The organism is Erwinia sp. V90_4 (genome assembly GCF_029967685.1).
Taxonomy (GTDB): domain Bacteria; phylum Pseudomonadota; class Gammaproteobacteria; order Enterobacterales; family Enterobacteriaceae; genus Erwinia; species Erwinia aphidicola.
The window spans coordinates 62,546-85,622 of the sequence record NZ_JASCAQ010000037.1 but is presented as its reverse complement, the minus strand read 5'-3'; the positions used below and the strand labels follow the sequence as shown (position 1 = coordinate 85,622).

25 protein-coding genes are annotated in these 23,077 nt (G+C 54.4%); 14 read left to right on the top strand and 11 right to left on the bottom strand.

Going from position 1 to position 23,077, the window contains the following annotated elements:
• Positions 1-64: 64 nt before the first annotated feature.
• Genes QLG07_RS05920 through QLG07_RS05905 form a run of 4 tightly spaced genes read left to right on the top strand, consistent with a single transcriptional unit; the run spans position 65 to position 2,120 of the window.
• Entirely contained in the window at positions 65-343 is a 279-nt protein-coding gene (locus tag QLG07_RS05920) for a hypothetical protein (RefSeq protein ID WP_282468739.1), read from the top strand.
• 26 nt (positions 344-369) lie between these two features.
• Positions 370-717 (top strand): helix-turn-helix domain-containing protein, encoded by a 348-nt coding sequence (locus QLG07_RS05915; RefSeq protein WP_282468738.1) that lies wholly within the window; start codon positions 370-372, stop codon positions 715-717.
• Positions 600-1,757: a site-specific integrase gene (locus tag QLG07_RS05910; RefSeq protein WP_282468742.1), complete on the top strand. Its 1,158-nt coding sequence runs from the start codon at positions 600-602 to the stop codon at positions 1,755-1,757. Before QLG07_RS05915 ends, QLG07_RS05910 begins: the two co-directional genes overlap by 118 nt.
• 9 nt (positions 1,758-1,766) lie before the next feature.
• Entirely contained in the window at positions 1,767-2,120 is a 354-nt protein-coding gene (locus tag QLG07_RS05905) for a RidA family protein (RefSeq protein ID WP_282468737.1), read from the top strand.
• 38 nt (positions 2,121-2,158) lie between these two features.
• On the opposite strand, the gene QLG07_RS05900 is transcribed toward QLG07_RS05905, so the two are convergent.
• Positions 2,159-2,386: a YoaH family protein gene (locus QLG07_RS05900; protein WP_048915876.1), complete on the bottom strand. Its 228-nt coding sequence runs from the start codon at positions 2,384-2,386 to the stop codon at positions 2,159-2,161.
• Between the two features lie 114 nt (positions 2,387-2,500).
• On the opposite strand from QLG07_RS05900, the gene pabB reads away from it, so the two are divergent.
• The 4 genes from pabB to QLG07_RS05880 all read left to right on the top strand — a co-directional run bounded on the left by pabB (position 2,501) and on the right by QLG07_RS05880 (position 7,812).
• Positions 2,501-3,868: an aminodeoxychorismate synthase component 1 gene (gene pabB, locus QLG07_RS05895; protein WP_282468736.1), complete on the top strand. Its 1,368-nt coding sequence runs from the start codon at positions 2,501-2,503 to the stop codon at positions 3,866-3,868.
• Positions 3,858-4,436 (top strand): CoA pyrophosphatase, encoded by a 579-nt coding sequence (locus QLG07_RS05890; RefSeq protein WP_282468735.1) that lies wholly within the window; start codon positions 3,858-3,860, stop codon positions 4,434-4,436. The genes pabB and QLG07_RS05890 overlap by 11 nt, the downstream gene beginning before the upstream one ends.
• A gap of 187 nt (positions 4,437-4,623) precedes the next feature.
• Positions 4,624-5,988 (top strand): L-serine ammonia-lyase, encoded by a 1,365-nt coding sequence (locus tag QLG07_RS05885; RefSeq protein WP_133623773.1) that lies wholly within the window; start codon positions 4,624-4,626, stop codon positions 5,986-5,988.
• A gap of 246 nt (positions 5,989-6,234) precedes the next feature.
• Positions 6,235-7,812 (top strand): cyclic diguanylate phosphodiesterase, encoded by a 1,578-nt coding sequence (locus tag QLG07_RS05880; protein WP_282468734.1) that lies wholly within the window; start codon positions 6,235-6,237, stop codon positions 7,810-7,812.
• Between the two features lie 183 nt (positions 7,813-7,995).
• Here QLG07_RS05880 and QLG07_RS05875 read toward each other — a convergent pair whose 3' ends face one another.
• Positions 7,996-9,552 carry a TerC family protein gene (locus QLG07_RS05875; RefSeq protein ID WP_048915871.1) on the bottom strand — a complete coding sequence of 519 codons (1,557 nt, stop codon included), beginning with the start codon at positions 9,550-9,552 and terminating at the stop codon, positions 7,996-7,998.
• Between the two features lie 513 nt (positions 9,553-10,065).
• Here QLG07_RS05875 and manX point away from each other — a divergent pair.
• The 4 genes from manX (at position 10,066) to QLG07_RS05855 (ending at position 13,277) form a co-directional block, all read left to right on the top strand.
• Positions 10,066-11,028 (top strand): PTS mannose transporter subunit IIAB, encoded by a 963-nt coding sequence (gene manX, locus QLG07_RS05870; RefSeq protein ID WP_133623774.1) that lies wholly within the window; start codon positions 10,066-10,068, stop codon positions 11,026-11,028.
• A gap of 57 nt (positions 11,029-11,085) precedes the next feature.
• On the top strand, positions 11,086-11,886 hold the full coding sequence (locus QLG07_RS05865; protein ID WP_048915869.1) for a PTS mannose/fructose/sorbose transporter subunit IIC: 801 nt from the start codon (positions 11,086-11,088) through the stop codon (positions 11,884-11,886).
• 15 nt (positions 11,887-11,901) lie between these two features.
• Positions 11,902-12,753 carry a PTS mannose transporter subunit IID gene (locus QLG07_RS05860; RefSeq protein ID WP_048915868.1) on the top strand — a complete coding sequence of 284 codons (852 nt, stop codon included), beginning with the start codon at positions 11,902-11,904 and terminating at the stop codon, positions 12,751-12,753.
• Positions 12,754-12,818: 65 nt separating this feature from the next.
• Positions 12,819-13,277, top strand: coding sequence for a DUF986 family protein (locus tag QLG07_RS05855; RefSeq protein ID WP_282468733.1), 459 nt, complete (start codon positions 12,819-12,821; stop codon positions 13,275-13,277).
• Here QLG07_RS05855 and rlmA read toward each other — a convergent pair.
• The 4 genes from rlmA to QLG07_RS05835 all read right to left on the bottom strand — a co-directional run bounded on the left by rlmA (position 13,258) and on the right by QLG07_RS05835 (position 15,657).
• Positions 13,258-14,109 carry a 23S rRNA (guanine(745)-N(1))-methyltransferase gene (gene rlmA / locus QLG07_RS05850; RefSeq protein WP_048915867.1) on the bottom strand — a complete coding sequence of 284 codons (852 nt, stop codon included), beginning with the start codon at positions 14,107-14,109 and terminating at the stop codon, positions 13,258-13,260. The genes QLG07_RS05855 and rlmA overlap by 20 nt on opposite strands.
• A gap of 171 nt (positions 14,110-14,280) precedes the next feature.
• The gene (gene cspE / locus QLG07_RS05845) at positions 14,281-14,490 is read right to left on the bottom strand and encodes a transcription antiterminator/RNA stability regulator CspE (RefSeq protein ID WP_001062678.1); all 210 of its coding nucleotides are present in this window, start codon (positions 14,488-14,490) and stop codon (positions 14,281-14,283) included.
• Between the two features lie 22 nt (positions 14,491-14,512).
• A complete protein-coding gene (locus tag QLG07_RS05840) occupies positions 14,513-14,647 on the bottom strand; it encodes a DUF2627 domain-containing protein (protein WP_224750361.1) in 135 nt (44 codons plus the stop codon).
• Positions 14,648-15,381: 734 nt separating this feature from the next.
• Positions 15,382-15,657, bottom strand: a complete 276-nt coding sequence (locus QLG07_RS05835) for a YebO family protein (protein ID WP_133623776.1) — start codon at positions 15,655-15,657, stop codon at positions 15,382-15,384.
• A gap of 229 nt (positions 15,658-15,886) precedes the next feature.
• Between QLG07_RS05835 and QLG07_RS05830 the strand changes: the two genes are divergently transcribed.
• Positions 15,887-16,123 (top strand): YobH family protein, encoded by a 237-nt coding sequence (locus tag QLG07_RS05830; RefSeq protein ID WP_048915865.1) that lies wholly within the window; start codon positions 15,887-15,889, stop codon positions 16,121-16,123.
• 36 nt (positions 16,124-16,159) lie between these two features.
• Here the strand turns inward: QLG07_RS05830 and kdgR are convergent, their stop codons facing one another.
• On the bottom strand, positions 16,160-16,951 hold the full coding sequence (gene kdgR, locus QLG07_RS05825; protein ID WP_048915864.1) for a DNA-binding transcriptional regulator KdgR: 792 nt from the start codon (positions 16,949-16,951) through the stop codon (positions 16,160-16,162).
• Between the two features lie 187 nt (positions 16,952-17,138).
• On the opposite strand from kdgR, the gene QLG07_RS05820 reads away from it, so the two are divergent.
• Positions 17,139-18,518 carry an MFS transporter gene (locus tag QLG07_RS05820; RefSeq protein ID WP_282468732.1) on the top strand — a complete coding sequence of 460 codons (1,380 nt, stop codon included), beginning with the start codon at positions 17,139-17,141 and terminating at the stop codon, positions 18,516-18,518.
• Positions 18,519-18,583: 65 nt separating this feature from the next.
• Here QLG07_RS05820 and htpX read toward each other — a convergent pair whose 3' ends face one another.
• The 4 genes from htpX to QLG07_RS05800 all read right to left on the bottom strand — a co-directional run bounded on the left by htpX (position 18,584) and on the right by QLG07_RS05800 (position 23,013).
• Positions 18,584-19,465 (bottom strand): protease HtpX, encoded by an 882-nt coding sequence (gene htpX, locus QLG07_RS05815; RefSeq protein ID WP_048915862.1) that lies wholly within the window; start codon positions 19,463-19,465, stop codon positions 18,584-18,586.
• A gap of 193 nt (positions 19,466-19,658) precedes the next feature.
• Complete coding sequence (gene prc / locus QLG07_RS05810) at positions 19,659-21,704, bottom strand: carboxy terminal-processing peptidase (protein ID WP_048915861.1); 2,046 nt, start codon at positions 21,702-21,704, stop codon at positions 19,659-19,661.
• 19 nt (positions 21,705-21,723) lie between these two features.
• Positions 21,724-22,416, bottom strand: coding sequence for an RNA chaperone ProQ (gene proQ / locus QLG07_RS05805; protein WP_048915860.1), 693 nt, complete (start codon positions 22,414-22,416; stop codon positions 21,724-21,726).
• Positions 22,417-22,512: 96 nt separating this feature from the next.
• Positions 22,513-23,013: a GAF domain-containing protein gene (locus tag QLG07_RS05800; RefSeq protein ID WP_048915859.1), complete on the bottom strand. Its 501-nt coding sequence runs from the start codon at positions 23,011-23,013 to the stop codon at positions 22,513-22,515.
• Positions 23,014-23,077 lie beyond the last annotated feature (64 nt).

Here is a 23,077-nt window from a genome sequence, read left to right as displayed (position 1 = left end):
GTAAGTTCCGGCCAAGAGACTGGCTGGCTTACTACGTGCGCGTGGTGGATAAGGAAATAAGGCAGTGAAGTTATCATCATTAAAGCCAGGAATGGTCGTCTACGACGTGCAACGACATCGCATGGGTAACACGACAGTTATTACCCACTCTGTGTATAAAGTTCGCGTTATCGAAGTCCACGACAACCACATCATCGCTTCATGGAATGGAAATCCACCAGGAAAGATTTTCGAGTCAGGAGTGAAAAGGCTTAAGAAAAATGAGCCCATCATGATTCGTTCACGTATGGGCTATTCCCGTCCGGCTACTCGCGCTGAAAAAGAAGCGCTCAAGTCTAAGTAACCCCCCATCTATCTACTGAGGTAACCATGTCAGCGTATTCACTCACCCTCGATGAGGCCTGCGCGTTCCTCGGCATTTCCAGGCCCACTGCCAGCAACTGGATCCGGTCGGGAAGGCTCACCGCCACACGCAAAGACCCCAGAAAGCCAAAATCACCCTATCTCGTAACCCGGCAGGCATGTATTGCCGCGTTGAATAATCCGTTGCACACTGTCGCGGTGAGCGCGTCAGATGAACATGAGGATAAGCCATGTCAATCTTTCGCAGAGGTGAAATCTGGTACGCCAGCTTCACACCGGCGGGCGGTAAAAGAATTAAGCAGTCTCTTGGCACGTCCGACAAGCAGCAAGCGCAGGAGCTCCACGACAAGCTAAAGGCCGAGTCATGGCGGGAGGCTAAAATGGGAGAGCTGACCCCGATGACTTTTGAAGAGGCCTGCGTTCGATGGATACATGAAAAATCAGAAAAGAAAACTCTCTGGAATGACAAAGACCAGATTTCTTTCTGGCTTGAGCATCTGAGCGGAAAGCGACTTCGGGATATTAAGGAAAGGGAGATTTATGCAGCGGTATCCGGCGCGATAAATCGCAACCACCTTAACAGGTGGCGGCAGATATCGGCGGCGTACGCAAGGAGAGGAAAGGAGGCACCTGAGTACAAACCCAAGCTTCTGACCCAAGGCACAAAGATAAAGAGACTTTCTTTCATCAGGTCGCTTTTCAGGGCGGCAGAAAGGGAGTGGAGGGTTATAGATAAGGGGCCTTTAATCAAGGTTCCTGTGGCGAAGGAGCGCCGTATACGCTGGCTTAAGCCGGAAGAAGCACAGCGGCTGGTAAAAGAATGCTCCGAGCCATTAAAGTCCACTGTCGAGTTTGCTCTTTCAACGGGGTTGAGGCGATCTAACATCACCAGCCTGAAGTGGGAGCAAATCGACATGCAGAAACGTATGGCGTGGATCTACGCCGACGAAAGCAAATCAGGCAGAGCAATTGGCGTTGCACTGAATGATACCGCATGTGCCGTTCTGAGAAAAAACATTGGTCGGCATGATGAGTTTGTTTTTGCTTACGTTGACATGGTGGAAAATGACAAAGGCGAGATGGAGAGAGTTTCCCGCTGCGTCCGTACAAATGCAAATACCGGATGGCGCGCAGCATTGCGCCGGGCAGGAATAGAGGATTTCCGTTTCCATGACCTTCGGCACACCTGGGCGACTTGGCTGATTATGGCAGGCGTACCGATATCCGCCCTGCAGGAAATGGGTGGGTGGCAAACCATCGACATGGTTCGGCGGTATGCACACTTTTCTTCTGACCATTTATCTCAGCATGCGAAGGTGATTGATGGTATTTTTTCTAAAAATGTCCCAAATATGTCCCAAGTCGAATTGATGACTGGAACAAAAGATGATTAAGGTGCTGTTATGTCTAAAGAAATAATCAGAGTTGAACCTGTTGAACACCGCATGTCGGAAGCCGTGATCCATAACGACACGGTGTATTACACCAGCGTGCCGGAAAATCTGGATGAGGATGCCGAAGCGCAGACCGCCAACGCCCTCGCGGTAATTGATAAGCTGCTGACGCGCGTCGGCTCAGATAAAAGTAAGATTCTGGATGCCACCATTTTTCTGGTGCACAAAGAAGATTTTGCCGCGATGAATCGCGCGTGGGATGCCTGGGTCTCGCCGGGTAATGCGCCCGTGCGCTGCACCGTACAGGCCAATTTGATGAACCCGAAATATCTGGTCGAAATTAAAGTGGTTGCCGCGAAGTAACCTCTTTCCCCTGCTACCAGCGGGCAGGGGTAAACCACTTACTCTTCTTCGTCTTCTTCTTCGTCGTGGTTGTTATCGCCCATGTAGTCTTCTTCATCTTCGTCAAACATCACCGGAACATGTCCGCCCGTGTGATTCTCACGAATTTCAGCCGCCACCATACCAATGGCCTCGCCACTGCTCATGCCATTTGCCATCAGTTCCTGAATGCGTTCTACGGCCTGTTGCTGCTCTTCGTACGACAGCGCGGGTAATCCTGTAAACATAGTGACTCCTGGGTGGATTTGCTGCGGGATTATTCCACGGGCGACAAAGAGATGCCAGCGGCTTAAAAATATGTCAGGCTTGCGCACCTGTGTACCTTTATCTGCTGAAGAACCATGTCGCCTGTCTATCATCCTCTGAAGTATACGCCAGATGCGCTGGCCGATCGGTTTGCCACCCTTTCCCATCAGCCATGGGCAATGCTGCTGCACTCCGGCTTTGCCGACCACAGCGATAACCGCTTTGATATCCTGGTGGCTCAGCCGTGTATCACCCTCACCACGCGCGGCGCAGAGACGGTAATCGAGTATGCAGCCGGGACGATAGTCAGTGAGGATGACCCACTCGCGCTGCTGCAGCAGCAGCTGGAAAACTGCGGCCTGCGTGCTGAGCATCATGACAGCCTGCCGTTTCAGGGCGGTGCGCTTGGCCTGTTTGGCTACGACCTCGGCCGGCGCTTTGAAAAACTGCCCGCTACAGCACAGCAGCAGCTGACCACGCCGGATATGGCGGTAGGCATTTACGACTGGGCGCTGATTGCCGATCACCACCAGCAAAAACTGACGCTGGTGGTTCATGGCGACGTGCAGGCACGGCTAGACTGGCTGGACGATCAGCAGGCGGCAGCTCAGCCCACCTTCCGCCTGACCAGCAGCTGGCAGGCGAATATGTCGCGTCAAGAATACGGTGAGAAGTTCCGTCAAGTGCAGCAGTGGCTGCTCTCCGGCGACTGCTATCAGGTGAATCTCGCCCAGCGCTTCAACGCCAGCTACGCGGGCGATGAATGGCAGGCATTCCGCCAGCTGTGCGCCGCCAACCGCGCACCGTTCAGCGCTTTTCTGCGCCTGCCGGACAGCGCAATCCTCAGCCTGTCGCCGGAAAGGTTTATCAAGCTGCAGCGTCAGCAGATTGAAACACGCCCGATTAAAGGCACGCTGCCGCGCCTGGCCGATCCCGTGGCCGACCGCCTGCAGGGAGAGAAGCTGGCGCAGTCGCCAAAGGATCGCAGCGAGAATCTGATGATCGTCGACCTGCTGCGTAACGATATCGGGCGCGTTGCCACCCCGGGCAGCGTCAAAGTACCCGAGCTGTTCGTGGTTGAGCCGTTCCCGGCGGTGCATCATCTGGTCAGCACTATCACTGCCGAGCTAAAGCCTGCGCTTTCCGCCTGCGATCTGCTGCGCGCCTGCTTCCCGGGCGGGTCGATTACCGGTGCGCCAAAAGTGCGGGCGATGGAAATTATTGAAGAGCTGGAGCCACAGCGGCGCAATGCCTGGTGCGGCAGTATTGGCTATCTCAGCGTTTGCGGGCGCATGGACACCAGCATTACCATCCGCACGCTGATTGCCGAGCGCGGCACCCTCTATTGTGCTGCCGGAGGCGGGATCGTTGCCGACAGCGAAGAAGCCGCGGAATATCAGGAAACCTTCGATAAAGTGAACCGCATTTTACCCTGCCTGGAGCAGCTGACTGATGACGCATGACAACCCGGTGCTGGAGCGCTTTCTGGCGCGTTTTATTCTGCAACCGCCCGCTGCCGGGCAGCAGAATTTGCCGCGTCGGCAGGCCGCCGTGCTGGTGCCGATCGTCGCTCATGCCAGCCCAACCTTATTGCTGACCCGCCGTGCCGCCACGCTGCGTAAACACGCCGGGCAGGTGGCGTTCCCCGGCGGCATGATGGACAGCAGCGATGCCTCCCTGGTGGCCACCGCCCTGCGCGAAGCCGCTGAAGAGGTCGCGATCCCGCCGGCGGCGGTCAGCGTGGTCGGCATTCTGCCTGCGGTCACCAGCAGCACAGGGTTCCAGGTTACGCCGGTCGTCGGCGTGCTGCCGCCGGGTCTGGAGTGGCAGGCCAACGAGGGCGAAGTGGAATCGGTGTTTGAGATGCCGCTGGAAGAAGCGCTGCGTCTGAGCCGCTACTCCGCGCTGGATGTGCATCGTGGCGGGCAGTCACACCGCGTCTGGCTATCGTGGTTTGATGACTACTTTATCTGGGGAATGACCGCCGGGATTATTCGCCAGCTTAGCCTTCAGGTAGCTAAACCAGCCTGAATCGGTTAAAATCCAGCCATTAGTTGCAGATAAAACCACCTTCGCATTATTTATCACCAGAAAATCGCAGCGTGGCGATCCAAATCACTGCAATTCGGCAGTTTTTCATTTATATTTCTCGCCATTCGTGGGCTACCACCGTGAGCAATGCCCACCGCGAGCAATAATCCTGACAGGAGCGTGTAACGTGATTAGCGTTTTCGACATGTTTAAGATCGGCATTGGCCCGTCCAGTTCTCATACTGTCGGCCCGATGAAAGCCGGCAAACTGTTTGTCGACGATCTGGTAAATAACCGCCAGCTCTCTTCCGTGACGCGCATCGCCGTCGATGTGTATGGTTCCCTGTCGCTGACCGGCAAAGGGCACCACACCGATATCGCCATCATTATGGGGCTATCCGGGGCTTCCCCCGAAACGGTCGACATTGATGCTATTCCCGGCTTCATCCGCGACGTGGAGCAGCGCCAACGCCTGCTGCTGGCTAACGGCGCACACGAAGTCGACTTCCCGCGTGAGGGCGGCATGGTGTTCCGCAGTGATAATCTGTCGCTGCATGAGAACGGCATGAGCATTCACGCCTTTGCTGGCGACCTGAAAATTTACAGCAAAACCTACTACTCCGTCGGCGGTGGTTTTATTGTCGATGAAGAGAGTTTTGGTAAAACCGTGCTGAACGAAGTGTCGGTCCCCTACCCGTTCAACTCCGCGAAAGAGATGCTGGAGCACTGCCATCAGACCGGCCTCTCCCTGTCCGGCATGATTATGAAGAACGAACTGGCCGTGCACAGCCGCGCCGACATTGAGCGTTACTTTGCCGATATCTGGCAGACCATGCGTGACTGTATCGATCGCGGCCTGAATACCGAAGGCGTACTGCCAGGCCCGCTGCGCGTTCCGCGCCGTGCTTCCGCGCTGCGCCGGCTGCTGACCTCTTCCGATAAGCTGTCCAGCGATCCGATGAACGTTATCGACTGGGTCAACATGTTTGCGCTGGCGGTGAATGAAGAGAATGCTGCCGGTGGCCGCGTCGTGACAGCGCCAACCAACGGCGCCTGCGGCATCGTGCCTGCGGTGCTGGCGTATTACGATCGCTTTATCGAATCGGTTAGCCCTGACATCTTCATCCGCTACTTTATGGCCTCCGGCGCTATCGGCATCCTGTATAAAATGAATGCGTCAATCTCTGGCGCTGAAGTGGGTTGCCAGGGCGAAGTTGGCGTCGCCTGCTCAATGGCCGCAGCGGGTCTCGCCGAGCTACTGGGTGCCAGCCCGGAACAGGTCTGCGTTGCTGCCGAAATCGGTATGGAGCATAACCTTGGACTGACCTGCGACCCGGTGGCAGGTCAGGTGCAGGTGCCGTGCATTGAGCGTAATGCCATTGCTTCGGTGAAAGCGATCAACTCGGCGCGCATGGCGATGCGCCGTACCAGCGAAGCGCGCGTCTCGCTGGATAAAGTGATTGAAACTATGTACGAGACCGGCAAAGACATGAATGCCAAATATCGTGAAACATCACGCGGCGGGCTGGCGATAAAAGTCCAGTGTGATTAATCACAGCGTAACGCCACCTCTGAGGTGGCGTTTTTTTTTGTGTCTTAACGTAAAAATAATTTTCTTCTCCTGCTATCTCCGCACCCTGGAAACCGCTAGAGTGTTTTCGGCGTATCTACGCGAGTAACTTCCTGTTTTTGAGCGCTTCAGCTTTTATCTTCAGCACGACTAAACTTAATGCCCCTGTTGCCGATAATTGGTATTCGGTCTCTATTTATACGCGTCTTGATCTAAGGGTGGTTACTGATGCACATGTCCCAGGAAGTTTTAGGACAGTTTCGCCGCAAGCGGTTACTGATCGCTGTGGTGGTTGCCGCGTTGGTGCTCATTCTCACGTTAACCTTCCGTTTTCTGGAAGAGAAAGGCCGAATAGAGCAGCAGTCGCGAAGTTTCGCAGACAACGCTATCCAGCGTTTTGACCGAATGTTCTCGCCGCTTGACGTCGCGGCAAACAACACCCTTGGCCTGGTGGGCCTGACCTGTGGTGAAGTGCGTTTTCCGCTGATTGAAAAACTGGCTTCTTTGCAGACGGTCAGGTCTATTTTACTGGTGGACAGAGACCGCGTTTACTGCTCCAGCATCTATGGCTCCACGGATGTTGGCTTTGCCGACAACTATCCAGAACTGGCAGTCAATAACCAGCGCATGATGCTGTCGGTTGATGAGCATTTGATCAAGGGTTCGCCGGTGCTGCTGCTCTGGACGCCACGCTCCCTCGACAACCGTTCCGGGATCATTCAGATCATCAATATTGAGCTGATGACCAACTATCTGCTGGAGCCGACCCTGCCGTGGGTTGAACGCGCCATTTTTAACGTGGGTGGTAAGAGCCTGGAGTTTGGTAATCCGATGATTGAACCGGCGGTGCCTTCAGAGGATGAAGTGACCTATGAAGAGTCGTCACTGCGCTACCCGTTCTCCATCACACTATTTGGGCCATCCCCGGCGCGGCTGGCTTTGGTGACGGTGCCTTCGCAGCTGCCGCTAGCCCTGCTGCTGAGCCTGCTGATGGGCTATATCGTCTGGCTGGCAACCGCCAACCGTATGAGCCTGTCGTGGCAGATTAGCTATGGCATCACCGCCCGTGAATTTATGGTGTACTGCCAGCCGCTGATCAACGCACGCAGCGGGGGTTGTGAAGGTATTGAACTGCTGCTGCGCTGGCATAACCCGCGCCAGGGCTGGATCCCGCCGGATGTATTTATCCCGCTGGCCGAACGGCAGAATCTGATAGCTCCGCTGACCCGCTTTGTCATCAGTGAAGTGGTGCGCCATTTGCCGCAGCTGCCAGCCTGTCAATCGTTCCATATTGCGATCAATGTGGCGGCCAGCCATTTCCACGAGCGCGCCATTATCGACGATTTACAGCAACTGTGGTGGCCGGCCAATCCCAGGCCACAGCTGATTGTCGAGCTGACCGAGCGGGATTCGCTGCCGGTGGTCGATCAGCGCGTGGTGTCGCATCTGCATAAGATTGGGGTGAAGCTGGCGATCGATGATTTTGGTACTGGCCACAGCTCCCTTTCGTACCTGAAGACCCTGAGCCCGGATGTGTTGAAGATTGATAAAGTCTTTACCGCCGCTATCGGCACCGATGCGATCAATGCGACCGTGACCGATATGGTGATTTCACTGGCGCAGCGTCTGAACATTAGCCTGGTGGCTGAAGGAGTAGAAACGGCGGAACAGGCTGAGTATCTGCGTGAAAGAGGCGTTGATACGCTTCAGGGCTACTTCTTTGCCCGCCCGATGCCGCTGGGGGATTTCCCAGAATGGCTGATGAATCATCAGGAGACGCTGAGCGCGTGCTGGGTTGACCTGTAGCGGCCAGGCATGCCTTTTAACTATCTCCAGACATCACTCCCATCGCTAAACGTCCGCTGACCGGTCTGAGCTCAGCCCCCACTCGCCTCGTGCTCGCTATGGGTTTTAAACCGCGACGATGAGGCTTCTGATGTTGGGAGGCGTGCCTGGCCGCTGTTAATCCAGGTCAGGCACGCCGGATATTTACTCTTCTTCGTCTTCCTGACGCTCTTTGGTCACGCGCACCAGATCGATACGGTAGTCGGTGGCTTCAATAATCTGGAAGCGTAGCGGCAGCATCTCAATCACCTCACCGGCTTTTGGCAGCTGACCTTTCTGGTCAATCAGCAGCCCTGCCAGCGAAGCATGATCGTCTTCCGGCTTAACCAGCTCCTGAGTATCCAGCAGCTGCTGGAGCGAGTGCAGATCGGTTCCGCCCTTCACCAGCCAGCCATCACCATCCGCAATGATATCCGGGGTTTCATCTTCATCCGGGAACTCACCGGCAATCGCTTCCAGTACGTCCAGCGGGGTAATCAGCCCCTGCACCACGCCAAATTCGTTGGTGACAACGACAAAGCTGCCTTTCGCCCGGCGCAGCACGCCCAGCAGGTTCAGCGGGTCGAGCGTTTCCGGTACGATGATCGGCGGAGTATTGCTGGCAAAGGTTGCCACATCAATCCCATGATCCAAGGCCACCAGCAGCTCTTTCGCGCGCACGACGCCAATGATTTCGTCCAGCTCGCCCCGGCAAACCGGGAACAGGCTGTGCGGCGTATCCAGCAGCTGCAGGCGAACTTCATCCAGCGGACGCGTGGCGTCAACCCAGGAGATCTCACCACGCGGCGTCATGATGCTGCGCACTGAACGGGATGCCAGCGTCAGTACCCCATTAATCATGTAGCGCTCTTCATCTTTAAACGCTTCCTGCGGCATGATCGCGGCAACTTCACTGCTTTCACTGTTCTGCACTTCGCTCTGACGACGCCCGCCCATCAGGCGCTGGATTGCCTCTGCGGTGCGTTCACGCATCGGGCGTCTTTCCTGATGGCGCATAAAGTTATGGCGCGCAATCTGGTTAAACAGCTCAATAAGTATCGAGAAGCCAATCGCTGCGTACAGGTAACCTTTTGGAATATGGAAGCCGAAACCTTCCGCCACCAGGCTGAGGCCAATCATCAGCAGGAAGCTCAGGCACAGCACCACCACGGTCGGATGCGCGTTGACAAAGTTGGTCAGCGGTTTGGATGCCAGCAGCATCACGCCCATCGCAATCACCACGGCGGTCATCATAATCGCCAGATTGTTAACCATCCCGACAGCGGTGATTACCGCATCGAGGGAGAATACCGCATCAAGAATAACGATCTGCACCACCACGGCCCAGAAACTGGCATATCCTTTATTGCCGCCGTCATTCATCTCACGGTTTTCCAGCCGTTCATGCAGCTCCATCGTGGCTTTGAACAGCAGGAACAGCCCCCCCACCAGCAGGATCAGGTCACGGCCGGAGAAGCTGAATTCGCCAACGCTAAACAGCGGACGCGTCAGGGTCACCATCCATGAGATAAGCGATAGCAGGCCAAGACGCATAATCAGCGCCAGTGACAGACCAATCAGACGGGCTTTATCACGCTGCTTTGGCGGGAGTTTATCGGCCAGAATAGCGATAAACACCAGGTTATCGATGCCCAGCACGATCTCAAGAACAATGAGCGTAAAGAGACCGGCCCAGATTGAGGGGTCTAAAAGAAATTCCATGAAAGACTCCGGAAAAAGGAACGGGAAATCGCAGCAGGCGTTCGGCTGAACGTGCGGCAGAGATAACGACAGGTGGAAAACATGATGACGTCAAATGACGTTAAAAACGATACCGGATAGCCCGGCGGCATGATTAAGCGACTTCGGTGACAGTCCATAGGGAGGGCTGAGGCCCGTTACTCCTGTATGAAAAAAGGATCACTACTTTATCAGTTGCCACAGGGACGTCAAAATATTTTCTTACACTCAGGGTGCACAATCCTTCACAGACAGGTTGTTTCAACATTCAGCCGACAAATGTGGATCAGCGTCTAAATTACTGAGCACGGTCACATAATTTATTTTTTCGCGTACTAAAATAAATGCCGTCAATGTGGTGTGTGTTCAGTACCGCTGATAAGTAACTCAACAGATAAAAGTGGGACCTCAATCATGCTGAACGCAATTAACTCAGCTGAACCTCGAACGACGTTTACTCCAAAGCGTCGTTTTAACTGGATAAGGAGGTAGCAAGTGACTATTGCTATTATGATTGGCACGCACGGCTGGGCAGCAGAACAACTGCTGAAAACTGCCGAAATGCTGTTAGGGGAACAGGAAAATGTCGGTTGGATTGACTTTGTCCCCGGAGAAAACGCCGAAACCCTGATCGAGAAATATCAGGCACGGTTAGCCAATATGGACAGTACGCAGGGAGTGCTTTTTCTGGTCGATACCTGGGGGGGCAGCCCGTTTAACGCCGCCAGCCGCCTTGTGGTAGATAAACCCGATTATGAAGTCGTCGCCGGGGTCAATATTCCGATGCTGGTCGAAGTACTGATGGCACGAGACGATAACCCAACCTTTGATGAACTGGTCGCGCTGGCCGTGGAAACTGGCCGTGAAGGGGTAAAAGCCCTGAAAGCGAAAGCACCAGAAGCCCCTGCCCCCGCCGCTGCGGTGAAAGCTCCGGCTGCACCACAGGCCCCAATGGCACCCGGCGATCACATGAAAATCGGTCTGGCACGTATCGATGACCGTTTAATCCATGGCCAGGTCGCCACCCGCTGGACCAAAGAAACCAACGTAACCCGCATTATTGTCGTCAGCGATGAAGTTGCTGCCGATAACGTGCGTAAAACGTTGCTGACTCAGGTTGCCCCGCCGGGCGTTACCGCGCATGTGGTGGACGTAGCGAAAATGATCCGCGTGTGGAACAACCCGAAATATGGCCACGATAAAGTGATGCTGCTGTTTACCAATCCTACCGATGTGGTGCGACTGGTGGAAGAAGGCGTCAATATCACGTCGGTCAACATCGGGGGGATGGCGTTCCGTCAGGGGAAAACTCAGGTCAACAATGCGGTATCGGTAGATGCTAAAGATATTGAGGCGTTCAAAAAGTTAAATGAGCGCGGAATCGAACTGGAAGTGCGTAAAGTGTCGAGCGACCAGAGACTGAAAATGATGGATCTGATCGCCAAAATGCATCAGTAGCCCGTGGCCTGAAATTTCAGGTTGAACTCCGTTCTGGCATTTAATAGGAGAAGTGTAATGGAGATTACCACGCTGCAAATTGTTCTGATATTTATCGTTGCCTGTATTGCGGGCATGGGCTCGATCCTCGATGAATTTCAGTTCCACCGGCCACTCGTGGCCTGTACGTTAGTCGGCATGATCCTCGGTGATATGAAAACCGGGATCATTATCGGCGGTACGCTGGAAATGATCGCACTGGGCTGGATGAACATTGGCGCCGCCGTAGCGCCGGATGCTGCACTCGCTTCGATCATCTCAACCATTCTGGTTATTGCCGGTGGGCAGAGCGTGGGTGCCGGTATCGCACTGGCTATCCCGCTGGCAGCAGCCGGTCAGGTTCTGACCATTATTGTCCGTACCATCACCGTTGCGTTCCAGCACGCTGCCGATAAAGCAGCTGAAAAGGGCAACCTGACTGCAATTTCCTGGATCCATGTCTCTGCGCTGGTGCTGCAGGCAATGCGTATCGCGATCCCTGCCGTGATTGTTGCCGTTTCTGTCGGTACCAGCGTGGTTCAGGAACTGCTGAACTCTATCCCGGAAGTGGTCACCAACGGTCTGAATATCGCCGGTGGCATGATCGTGGTGGTCGGTTACGCCATGGTTATTAACATGATGCGTGCAGGCTATCTGATGCCGTTCTTCTACCTTGGTTTCGTGACCGCTGCTTTCACCAACTTCAACCTGGTGGCTCTGGGGGTCATCGGCGTAGTGATGGCCATGCTGTATATCCAGCTGGCGCCAAAATATAACCGTGTTGCCGGTGCGCAGGCAGCAGGTCCGGCTAATAACGACCTTGATAACGAACTCGATTAAGGAAAGGTGAGAGAAATGGTTGACACAACAACTACCACTACGCAGAAGAAATTAACGCCAGGCGATGTGCGCGGTGTGTTCTTACGCTCAAACCTGTTCCAGGGTTCGTGGAACTTCGAACGTATGCAGGCGCTGGGTTTCTGTTATTCGATGGTACCGGTAATCCGCCGTTTGTACCCGGAAAATAACGACGACCGCAAACAGGCGATCAAACGTCACCTGGAGTTCTTCAACACCCATCCGTATGTGGCTGCTCCGGTACTCGGCGTGACCATGGCCATGGAAGAACAGCGCGCCAACGGAGCGCCGATCGACGATGCTGCCATAAACGGCATTAAAGTCGGTCTGATGGGGCCGCTGGCCGGCGTGGGTGACCCGATTTTCTGGGGTACCGTGCGCCCGGTATTTGCGGCTCTGGGCGCAGGTATCGCAATGAGCGGCAGCCTGATGGGCCCCCTGCTGTTCTTTGTCCTGTTTAACCTGGTGCGTCTGCTGGTGCGCTACTACGGCGTGGCTTATGGCTATCGTAAAGGTGTCGATATCGTTAGCGATATGGGCGGCGGCTTCCTGCAAAAACTGACTGAGGGGGCGTCGATTCTCGGCCTGTTTGTCATGGGGGCGCTGGTCAACAAGTGGACGCACGTGAACGTGCCGCTGGTGGTTTCTGAGATTACCGACCAGACCGGTAAAACCACGGTCACCACCGTACAGTCGATTCTTGACCAGCTGATGCCGGGCTTAATCCCGCTGCTGCTCACCTTTGGCTGTATGTGGCTGCTGCGCCGTAAGGTGAATGCCCTGTGGATTATTATGGGCTTTTTCGTTATCGGTATCTTCGGTTACTGGATTGGCCTACTGGGCGTATAATCCTGCGTTACGAATAATCTTTACCCCGGGGCCAGCCAGTCTGGCCCCTTTTTATGGACGCCGATATGTCTCTGACTGACTACCTGATACTCCTTTTTATCGTACTCATTCTGGTGTATGCGATCTATGACGAGCTGATTATGGATCGTCTGCATGGCCCCACCCGCCTGAAAATCCTGCTGCAGCGCCGCAACAAGCTCGACAGCCTGATCTTTATCGGCCTGCTGGCTATCCTGCTGTATAACAACCTTGCCGCACAGGGGCCCCAGCTGACCACTATGCTGCTGCTGGCACTGGGAGGCCTCTCCGCCTGGCTGTTCTGGATCCGCGCGCCTAAGATGCTGTTTAAGGAGAAGGGATTTTTCTACGCGAACGTCTTTATTGAGTACGCGCGTATCAGCGCCATCAACCTGTCAGAAGATGGCGTACTGGTGATCAACCTGGAGAAACGGCGCCTGCTGGTTCATGTACGCAAGCTGGACGATCTGGAAACCATCTATCAGTTTATGCTGGAGAGTCGCTGACATCCTGCACGATTTCGTCGTCACGCTGCCACAGGCGCAGCGTGAAGTCAGTTTCACACTCAAACTGCTCGGTCGTGGCCAGAATCCCCCACACTTCAGGGCGCGCACGCCAGGCAAACGGCGTCATCTGCAGCAGCGCCGCGGACTCTTCACTGTTAAGCGTCATCGGGTAGGAGAGCTGCTGCTGCTCAACCAGGGTGAAGCCGGGCATCTGCTCAGGCGTGGTGTCGTGTAGCTGCACATCCTGGTAAATCAGCGCTTTAAACTGCATTAAATGGCGCGGACCTGGCGTGACGGTAAGTACGTAGCCCTGCGGCTTGACGACGCGCGCCAACTCTTCAGCCTTGCAGGGCGCGTAGATGCGCAGTACCGCGTCAAACTGCCGATCGCTGAACGGCAGGCGGTGGCTGGATGCGACGCAAAACTCCACGTTACGATAGCGCTTAGCGCCATAGCGCACGGCAATTTTAGCCACATCGAGACCGTGCACCTCAGCCTGACCTCTGGCCTGCAGGCGGCTGGCGACTTCATGGGTGTAATAGCCTTCCCCACAGCCAATATCCAGCACGCTGACGTCATCTGCCGGCAGCACACGCTCAAGCAAATCACCGACCTGCAGCCGCAGTGGCTGATAGTGACCGGCATCAAGGAAATTGCGCCGTGCCTGCATCATATCCGCACTGTCGCCCGGCTGCTTAGAGCGCTTATGCTGTACCGGCAGCAGGTTGACATAGCCCTCTTTCGCCTGGTCAAACTGGTGCTGATTTTCACAACGCCAGGTGCGCTGGTCAAACGTCAGCGGCTGCTGGCAAAGAGGACACTGGTACGACATAGCAAGACTCCATCAATTTAAGACGCGGCAGTGTACTGCAAAGCCCGTGGAAAATCCCGCGCACCACGAAAATCGGATATAAAAAAGCCCCGTCAACAATGACAGGGCTTCAGTATTCAGATTTCAGCCTGGATTACACGCCGGGCGGCAATGTCAGGCTCAGATCGAAAATTAGATAGCGGTGACGTTCACAGCAGCAGGGCCTTTCTGGCCATCCTGAATTTCGAACTCAACGTTCTGGCCTTCAGCCAGAGTTTTGAAGCCATTACCCTGGATTGCAGAGAAGTGTACGAACACATCTTTGCTGCCGTCAGCAGGAGTGATGAAACCAAAACCTTTAGACTCGTTGAACCACTTAACCTGACCTTTAATCTTTGCCATTTTGCAAATTTCCTTAGAGTGTTTATTCGCCCGTGGGCTTAACGTACAGAAAAACCAGAGACATTACTGCATGAGGCACTAAATTAAAGCTCGGCAAGGAAGCGGTATTCAACGTTAGTCTTTTACTCAGAACTTCTTTACTGAAGATGCCACACATAAACAGAACTGTACCTCGTTTTACCCGAATGTTTTATCACATATCCACAAATTAATGGCAAGTCATTTTTAAACAGGGATAGAGATGTCGCACACATTTAAAACGATAGCTGGCACAGAATGCACATTGATGCATCACGACGTTCACGACTGAACAGAATTCACTCCGCAGAGCCTTTAAGCACCTGACCAACACAGGGTTTATAACAGACGGCCGAAGGTGTCAAGTCCGTCCTGCTGCGGGCTGTAGCGGCTAATGTTAGCGCCAATGATGACATAAATATGGCAAAGCTTAGTCAAAAGAGTTCATTAAACTCAGGCCCATTTATCAATCCCGCTCAGGTGTCACAACTGTACAACAACCACGGATTAGTACAGTTTATAAATTAAATTGCACCAAAAACAGGAAACTATCTGGCACGCTGCCCCATTTAAATGCATTGATCTGCACCAGTTTATTAACGTTATTACGCTCAATCTATTTGCGTATTTAGACTGGGTTCTCTTAATAGGTGGCCTGATATAATGAAATGGCTTTAGGATTATTCCTGGGTGGTATTATCTGTTCGCACCCGACGCGGAGTAACCTCGCCTGGGCGGCTATCAGGCGCGGTCACGCATGAACCATTTTGGTGCACGGCGATCGGGCTGCAGGGGTTGAGGATAAACTGGCCCATTTCGCGGGCACTATCAGGAAAAAATTTACCCGTCGCCCTGCAACTTCACGACAAAAAATTAGCGCTCCGGGATCAGCCGGGTAAAATCTTTGCTATCAGCGTTATCTTTCGCTGCAGCACCCTGCTCTTTGCCGGCAACCGCATCGGTAAGGCGGCGCAGCATCGCGTTCTGACGCTTCTGCTCTTCCAGCAGTGCTTCCAGCAGTTGGACCTGCTGACTGGCCTTCACGCTGGCGCGGTTAACGAAAAACCATACCACCAGCCCGATTATCACCAGCAACGCCACGATGCCAACAGAGACCATATCCATCGCACCATTGTTTATTTCATTCATACTTGCCTCAATACAGAAAAAGAGCTGCCTCTATGCGGCAGTACCGCGCAGATGATTTTACCTGTAAGCCCGGCAAATGATAGCCAGATCCCGAAAAAGTCGGCATCTAACTCTCAGAAAGGTGCAAAGGTTTCAGCATCCTCTTATCGATTTGTGTGGTACTAAGCGACAAGCTGTTATGCTGCTGCGGGCAGTGAGGACACCGCCTGAAAACAATAAGGGGATTACCATGAAATTTTTGCTACGTATTGTCGCGCTGCTGGTCATTATCTGGCTGGCTATGCTGCTGACTGGCTATGGCATTCTGACGGGCAGCACTAAAAACGTTGCGGGAATGGGCTTACAGTGTCAGTACCTGACCGCACGCGGCATGGTGATTGCACAGTATCTGCACACCGACAGCGGCATTATTGGGGTGACGGATTGCCCGCTGCTGAAGAAAAGCAGCGAAGTCGTGGATAATTGATTGACCGGCGGGCCGGTCAACGCCGGCCCGCTGATGTCAGAAGGGATAGCTGTGATAACCCATCTGTTCTGAGATATTTTTTGCCGCCAGATGCAGCATCGCCACCACCTCTTTTTTATTCTCTTCCGAGAAACGGATGGTCGGGAAAGAGATGCTCAACCCGGCAATCACCATGCCAAAGCGGTCAAATACCGGCACTGCAATGCAGCGCAACCCCTCTTCCTGCTCTTCATTATCTTCGCCAAATCCCTGGCTACGCACCTGCTCCAGCACGGGCAACAGCGCGTCCTTAGTGGTAATGGTGCGTGCCGTGCTGCGGGTAAACTCAACATTAGCCAGAATCGCATCCACTTCGCCACGCTCGCGCCACGCTAAAAGCACTTTACCAATTGCGGTACTGTGCAGCGGGTTACGGCGACCAATGCGCGAATACATGCGCAGGTTGTACAGGGAGTCGATTTTATGGATATAGACAATGCTGTCTTCTTCCAGGGCGCCAAGGTGAATAGTCTCTTTCGTCTGGCGCGAGATCTCACGCATCTGAATATCGGCACTGCGGATCAGATCGACGTTTTGCAGGGCTTTAGCCCCCAGCTCGAACAGTTTTAGCGTCAGCGCATATTTCTCTGACTCCCCTTCCTGTGAGACGTAGCCGAGCGTTTTCATGGTTTGGAGAAAACGGTATACGGTGCTTTTCGACATCATCACGCGCTGCGACAGCTCGGTGATGCCGTTTTCACGCTCTTCGCCCAGCGCCTGTAAAATGCCAAATACTTTCATCACTGAAGAGACGGAATCGGGCTGTTTATCTGGATCGGCACTCGCCATGACTTACCTTTTGTGTTTTATAAAAAATGGAACGCTATTTCCAGTATACGTAGCCCCTCCGCCGGGCGCAATGAAAGCCACAACGGCGTGGACACATCTGCTGATAGTTTTCAGCAATTTACATACTGGCATAATTCGTAAAAACCATTAGCATGAGACTCTTCTCCCACGTAACTATTTCAACGCTATGCACTCAACTTCAGCCAACGACGGATTGCCGCTACCCCAGCGCTACGGGGCCATACTGGCTATTGCACTCGGCATCACGGTGGCCGTGCTGGATGGCGCGATTGCCAATGTGGCGCTGCCGACGATTGCCCGCGAGCTGAATGCCAGCCCGGCAGAGTCAATCTGGATTGTTAACGCCTACCAGCTGGCCATTATTATTTCGCTGCTGACCCTCTCTTTTCTTGGCGATATGCTCGGCTACCGCCGTATCTATCAGTGGGGGCTGGTGCTGTTCAGCTGTACGTCTCTGTTCTGTGCGCTGTCGGACTCGCTCGGCATGTTGACCTTTGCCCGCGTGCTGCAGGGCTTCGGCGGTGCCGCGCTGATGAGCGTTAACACCGCTCTGATACGCATTATCTACCCGCAGCGCCATCTTGGTCGCGGCATGGGAATTAACTCGCTGATTGTCGCGGTATCCAGCGCTGCCGGGCCGACCGTTGCCGCCGCCATTCTCTCGGTGGCGTCCTGGCAATGGCTGTTCCTGATTAACGTCCCTGTCGGCATCGCCGCGCTGGTGCTGGCCCTGCGCTATTTACCGGATAATCCGCAGAAAGCCAGCGGGCAGCGATTTGATTTGCTGAGCAGCGTGATGAATGCGTTAACCTTTGGCCTGCTTATCTCGCTGCTGAGTGGTTTTGCCCAAGGCCAGAACGGAAAACTGCTGCTGGCTGAACTGGTGGCGCTGCTGCTGGTCGGAACCCTGTTCATCCGGCGCCAGCTGCGGCTGGAGTTCCCGCTGCTGCCGGTTGACCTGTTCCGTATTCCTATTTTCGCCATGTCGATTGGCACCTCCGTGTGCTCGTTCTGCGCGCAAATGTTGGCCATGGTCTCTCTGCCCTTCTTCCTGCAAAGCGTGCTGGGACGCAGCGAGGTGGCAACCGGCCTGCTGCTGACGCCGTGGCCGCTGGCGACGATGGTGATGGCACCCATTGCCGGGCGGCTGATTGAGCGCTTCCACGCCGGCCTGCTCGGCGCGATTGGCCTGGCAATGTTAGCCGCCGGGCTGTTTGCGCTCGCCCTGCTACCCGCCAGCCCATCAGACGCCGATATTATCTGGCGCATGATGCTGTGCGGTGCCGGATTTGGTCTGTTCCAGTCCCCGAATAATCACACGATTATCTCTTCGGCCCCGCGTCACCGCAGCGGAGGAGCCAGTGGCATGCTCGGTACCGCCCGCCTGCTCGGTCAGACCAGCGGCGCGGCCCTTGTCGCCCTGATGTTCAACCTGTTTGCTAACCAGGGCACCCATCTCTCGCTGTTGCTGGCGGGCAGCTTCGCCGCTATCGCCGCGCTGGTCAGCGCCCTGCGCATTACACAGCCGGGCAATCACCGGGCATAAAAAAACCGGGCGCATGCCCGGTTTACTTATGATTTTCCCCTGACCGGGCGCGGCAGGCCGCGCCCCTACTTCAGGTATTCGCCGCTGCGCAGCGCTTCAATGCGTTTATCCAGCGGTGGGTGCGACATAAACAGCTCGCTCAACGACTTGGATTTACCATTGATACAGAAGGCCATCATGCTGCTGGCTTCCTGCGGCTCGTAGCTGGTTTTCAGACGTTGCAGTGCGGCAATCATCTTCTCACGCCCGGCCAGGCGAGCAGCACCCGCATCCGCATGGAATTCACGGTGGCGTGAGAACCACATGGTAATAATGCTGGCGACAATACCAAATACCAGCTCCAGCACCATTGATACTGCAAAGTACACCATCGGGTTGCCGTTGCTGCTGCCTTCCTCGTCGCGGTTACCGGACATAAAGCCCGCTGCCAGCTGTGCCAGAATGCGCGAGATGAAGATCACGAAGGTATTCACAATCCCCTGAATCAGGGTCATGGTCACCATGTCACCGTTGGCGATATGGCTGATTTCGTGAGCCAGCACCGCTTCCGCTTCATCACGGCTCATGTTCTGCAACAGGCCGGTTGATACCGCCACCAGCGAGGCGTCACGACGCGCACCGGTAGCAAAGGCGTTAATGTCGGGCGCATGGTAAACAGCCACCTGCGGCATGGCAATGCCGGCCTGCTGAGCCTGACGGCCCACGGTTTCCATCAGCCAGCGTTCGGTTTCGTTACGCGGCTGTTCAATCACTTCACCACCAACGGAGCGCAGTGCCATCCACTTCGACATCAGCAGTGAAACAAACGCACCGCCGAAGCCAAACAGACCTGCCATGATCATCAGGCCCATTACACTGCTTGACTGGATCCCTGTCAGGCTGAGGATCAGCCCGAAAACCACCATAACCCCGAGGTTGGTCAACAGGAAAAGAGCAATACGCATCATAAAATTAGACTTCCTCAGTTATTCCGCTTTTCGCGTACCACCATCGTAAGGTCAATACGCCGCTTTTCAAGCACTCTTAATCTTTAAGTGTTTAAAAAGACATAACTTTACACTTTGTGTTACTTTTCGCGCACAGCGCCAGGCAGGACGGACAGAATAAAAAAAGGCACAGCGATTGCTGTGCCTGTTGGGCTTATTTTGCCGCTGCCGGTGTCACTGGCGGCTGCTGTTTTTCCAGCTGCGCCAGGTCGTTGGCAATGTTCACCGTCTCATCCAGATACGGGTCCGGCTCTTTGTAATCTTTAGGCAGATCTTCCAGCTTGGTCAGCGGTTTCTTACCGTCTGCTTTCAGGCGAGCATTAATGCGTTCCAGCCGCAACGCATCATCTTCTTTGTTCTCTTTCTCGCGCTCGGCAAGATTCAGAGAGATGATATTGCGCTTGTCCTTGTTGGCATTAAAGCGGGCGATATCCTTAATGATGTACTGGAACTCAGCATCTTTAGCGATGCGATCCTGATGATCTTTAATCAGCTGTGCTTCCAGCGGCTTGAGGTCTTCGGTTTTGGTATAGGTAGCAGCAGGGACGCTATCCCACGGCAAGGCATTGTCCTCAAACTTCTCACCGGTTTCTATCGCTTCTACGCCGGTAGGCATCAGCAGGTCAGGCGTCACACCCTTGCGCTGCGTGCTGCCGCCGTTGATGCGGTAAAACTTCTGAATGGTGTACTGCACGGAACCCAGCGCCGGCCATTCAGGGCGCAGCATCTGATCGTAAATGCGGTTCAGCGAGCGATACTGCTGTACCGTACCTTTACCGAAGGTCGGTTCACCGACAATCAGCGCGCGGCCATAATCCTGCATGGCAGCGGCAAAGATTTCAGAAGCCGAAGCACTGAAGCGGTCAACCAGCACCACAAGCGGACCCTTGTAGTAAGTAATGCCGTCGTTATCGCTGTCCTGGCGGATTTTGCCGTTGTTATCGCGAACCTGAACCACCGGGCCACTTGGGATAAACAGACCAGAGAGAGAAACCGCCTCGGTCAGTGCCCCACCGCCGTTGGTGCGCAGATCGATAACAATGCTATCGACGTTCTGCTTCTGCAATTTCTGCAGCTGCACCTTCACATCGTCAGTCAGGCCAACGTAGAAACCTGGGATATCCAGCACGCCGACTTTCTGTTTGCCGACGTTATGGACCGACATTTTAACCGCGCGATCTTCCAGGCGGATCTTCTCACGCGTCAGGGTTACCGTACGGGTTTTGGTACCTTTGCCGGCAGGCAGGATTTCCAGGCGCACTTTACTGCCCTTCGGTCCTTTGATCTGCGCAACGACATCATCCAGACGCCAGCCGATCACATCGACCATCGGTTTGCCCGGCTGACCAACGCCAACAATTCGGTCGCCCACGGTAATGGTTTTGCTTTTCGCCGCCGGACCACCGGCAACCATTGAATTGATCACCGTGTAATCATCATCCATCTGCAGCACCGCACCAATACCTTCCAGCGACAGGCTCATTTCGGTATTGAACTGTTCGGTGTTACGCGGGGAGAGATAATTGGTGTGCGGGTCGATTTCATGCGCGAACGCGGTCATCGCCAGCTGGAACACGTCTTCGCTGTTGCTCTGCGCCAGGCGACGTTCAGCGAACTGATAGCGCTTGGTGAGGACTTCGCGAATCTCTTTCTCATCTTTACCGGCCAGTTTCAGGCTCAGCTCATCATATTTCACCTTGGCGTCCCACAGGGCATTCAGCTCTGCGGTGCTTTTGGGCCAGGGGGACTTGCTGCGGTCGATATCAATGGTGTCGTTGCCGGTAAAGTTCATCGGCTTATTCAGCACGGAAAGCGCGTACTGATAACGTTCAAAACGGCGTTTCTGCGTCAGATTATACAGATCGTAAAACGCCGAAAGCTGGCCGCTTTTCAACTCATCGCCCAGCGTGGTTTTCTTGTCCGCATATTGCGCAATGTCAGACTCCAGCAGCACATTGTGGCTGTAGTCGAGCAGGTTCAGATAACGCTCGAAAATTTTGACCGAAAAGTCTTTATCGAGGTCAAACTGGCGGTAATGGGAACGGGTAAAGCGGGAAGTGACGCGCTCGCTGACGGTCGCGTGCTGTGCTTCCTGGTGCAGCTGCGGGATCTGGTCTGCACGGGTGATGTTATCGGCCGCGAAGGCATTGCCTGCAATCAGCAGGCCCGCAATGATGGTGCGTTTAAAAAGAGTGTTCATGCCCTGATTAGCCTCCGTATCAGAACTGCAAGTGTTCTGCGCGTACTATCATTGCCAGACCGTTAGCCAGCTGTACCCGGACGCCATCTTTAGAGATTTCAAGAATGGTGGCATCCATCGCACTTTTGCCTGCGGTAACTTTAATGCTCTGGCCCACTTGCAACGCTGAGGTGTCGGTAACCGGTTTGCTACTCGACGTCTGAGTCTCTTCTCTTGCTGAGGAAGAGTTGCGTTCAGCCTGCGGACGCTCTGGCTTGCTGCGCACTTTACGTGGCTGCTCACCTTCGGCCGCAGGTTTACGAACAGGTTTACGCGGACGACGCGGTGCGGTGTCTTCACCGGCTTCACGCTTTTTCGCCTGCTGCTGTTCGCGCTGTGCCTGCACGCGCGCTTTGGCTTCTTCAAGCTGTTTGCGCGCATGTTCAACGTGCTGTTCATCCAGCAGGCCACACGCATTGCCATCAAGGTCAACGCGAGTCGCACCGACTTTGATGCCGTACAGATAGCGCCAGCTGGAAGTATATAGACGCAGTGCTGAACGAAGCTGAGTTTTACTCAGGTTCATTTCACCCTGCACGCGGTCGACTAAATCCTGAAAGATTCCGATCTTCAGTGGTCGTGCTTCGCCTTCGGCGCTAAAGCATTGTGGGAAACGCTCGGCCAGAAAGGCGATGACTTCTTTGGTGCTATTCAACTTAGGTTGATTTTCCATGAAATTTCCTGATTACAACGGGTTTGCCAATCAGCGCAGGCATGAACAGGCGACATTATAATGACCCCATCAGCAATTGCTACGTGATCCAGCGCTTTAGGTGCGTTTCATGTGAATAAATTTTTCCACATCCGATCCGGCAAGCACCTCACAAAGCCCGTCAGTCAACGCTTTCAGCCCCGCTTCATCCTCACTGTCAAAGCGGTTATATTCAACGCTGTCGATATCTAACACGCCAATAATCTGACCATTTACCACTAACGGCAGCACAATTTCCGCGTTGCTGGCAGCATCACAGGCAATGTGGCCCGGGAATTCATGCACATCATCAACACGCTGAACGCTGTTTTCTGCCACCGCTGTACCGCAAACGCCGCGCCCGACAGGAATTCGCACGCAGGCGATTTTGCCCTGGAACGGGCCGAGTACCAGCGTGTTCTCTTCGGTCAGCAGATAAAAACCCGCCCAGTTAACCCCATCAAGACGTTCGTATAAAAGCGCGCTACAATTGCCCATCACCGCCAGGAAGCTGGTTTCGCCGCTGAGAAGTGCGCGCATGTCGCGATTGAGGTCGGTATAAAATTCTGCTTTTGTCATTGTTTAACCATTGTAGAAACTGAGACCAGGCCGGTAGCCACTGAGTCCGATAAAATTAAGCATT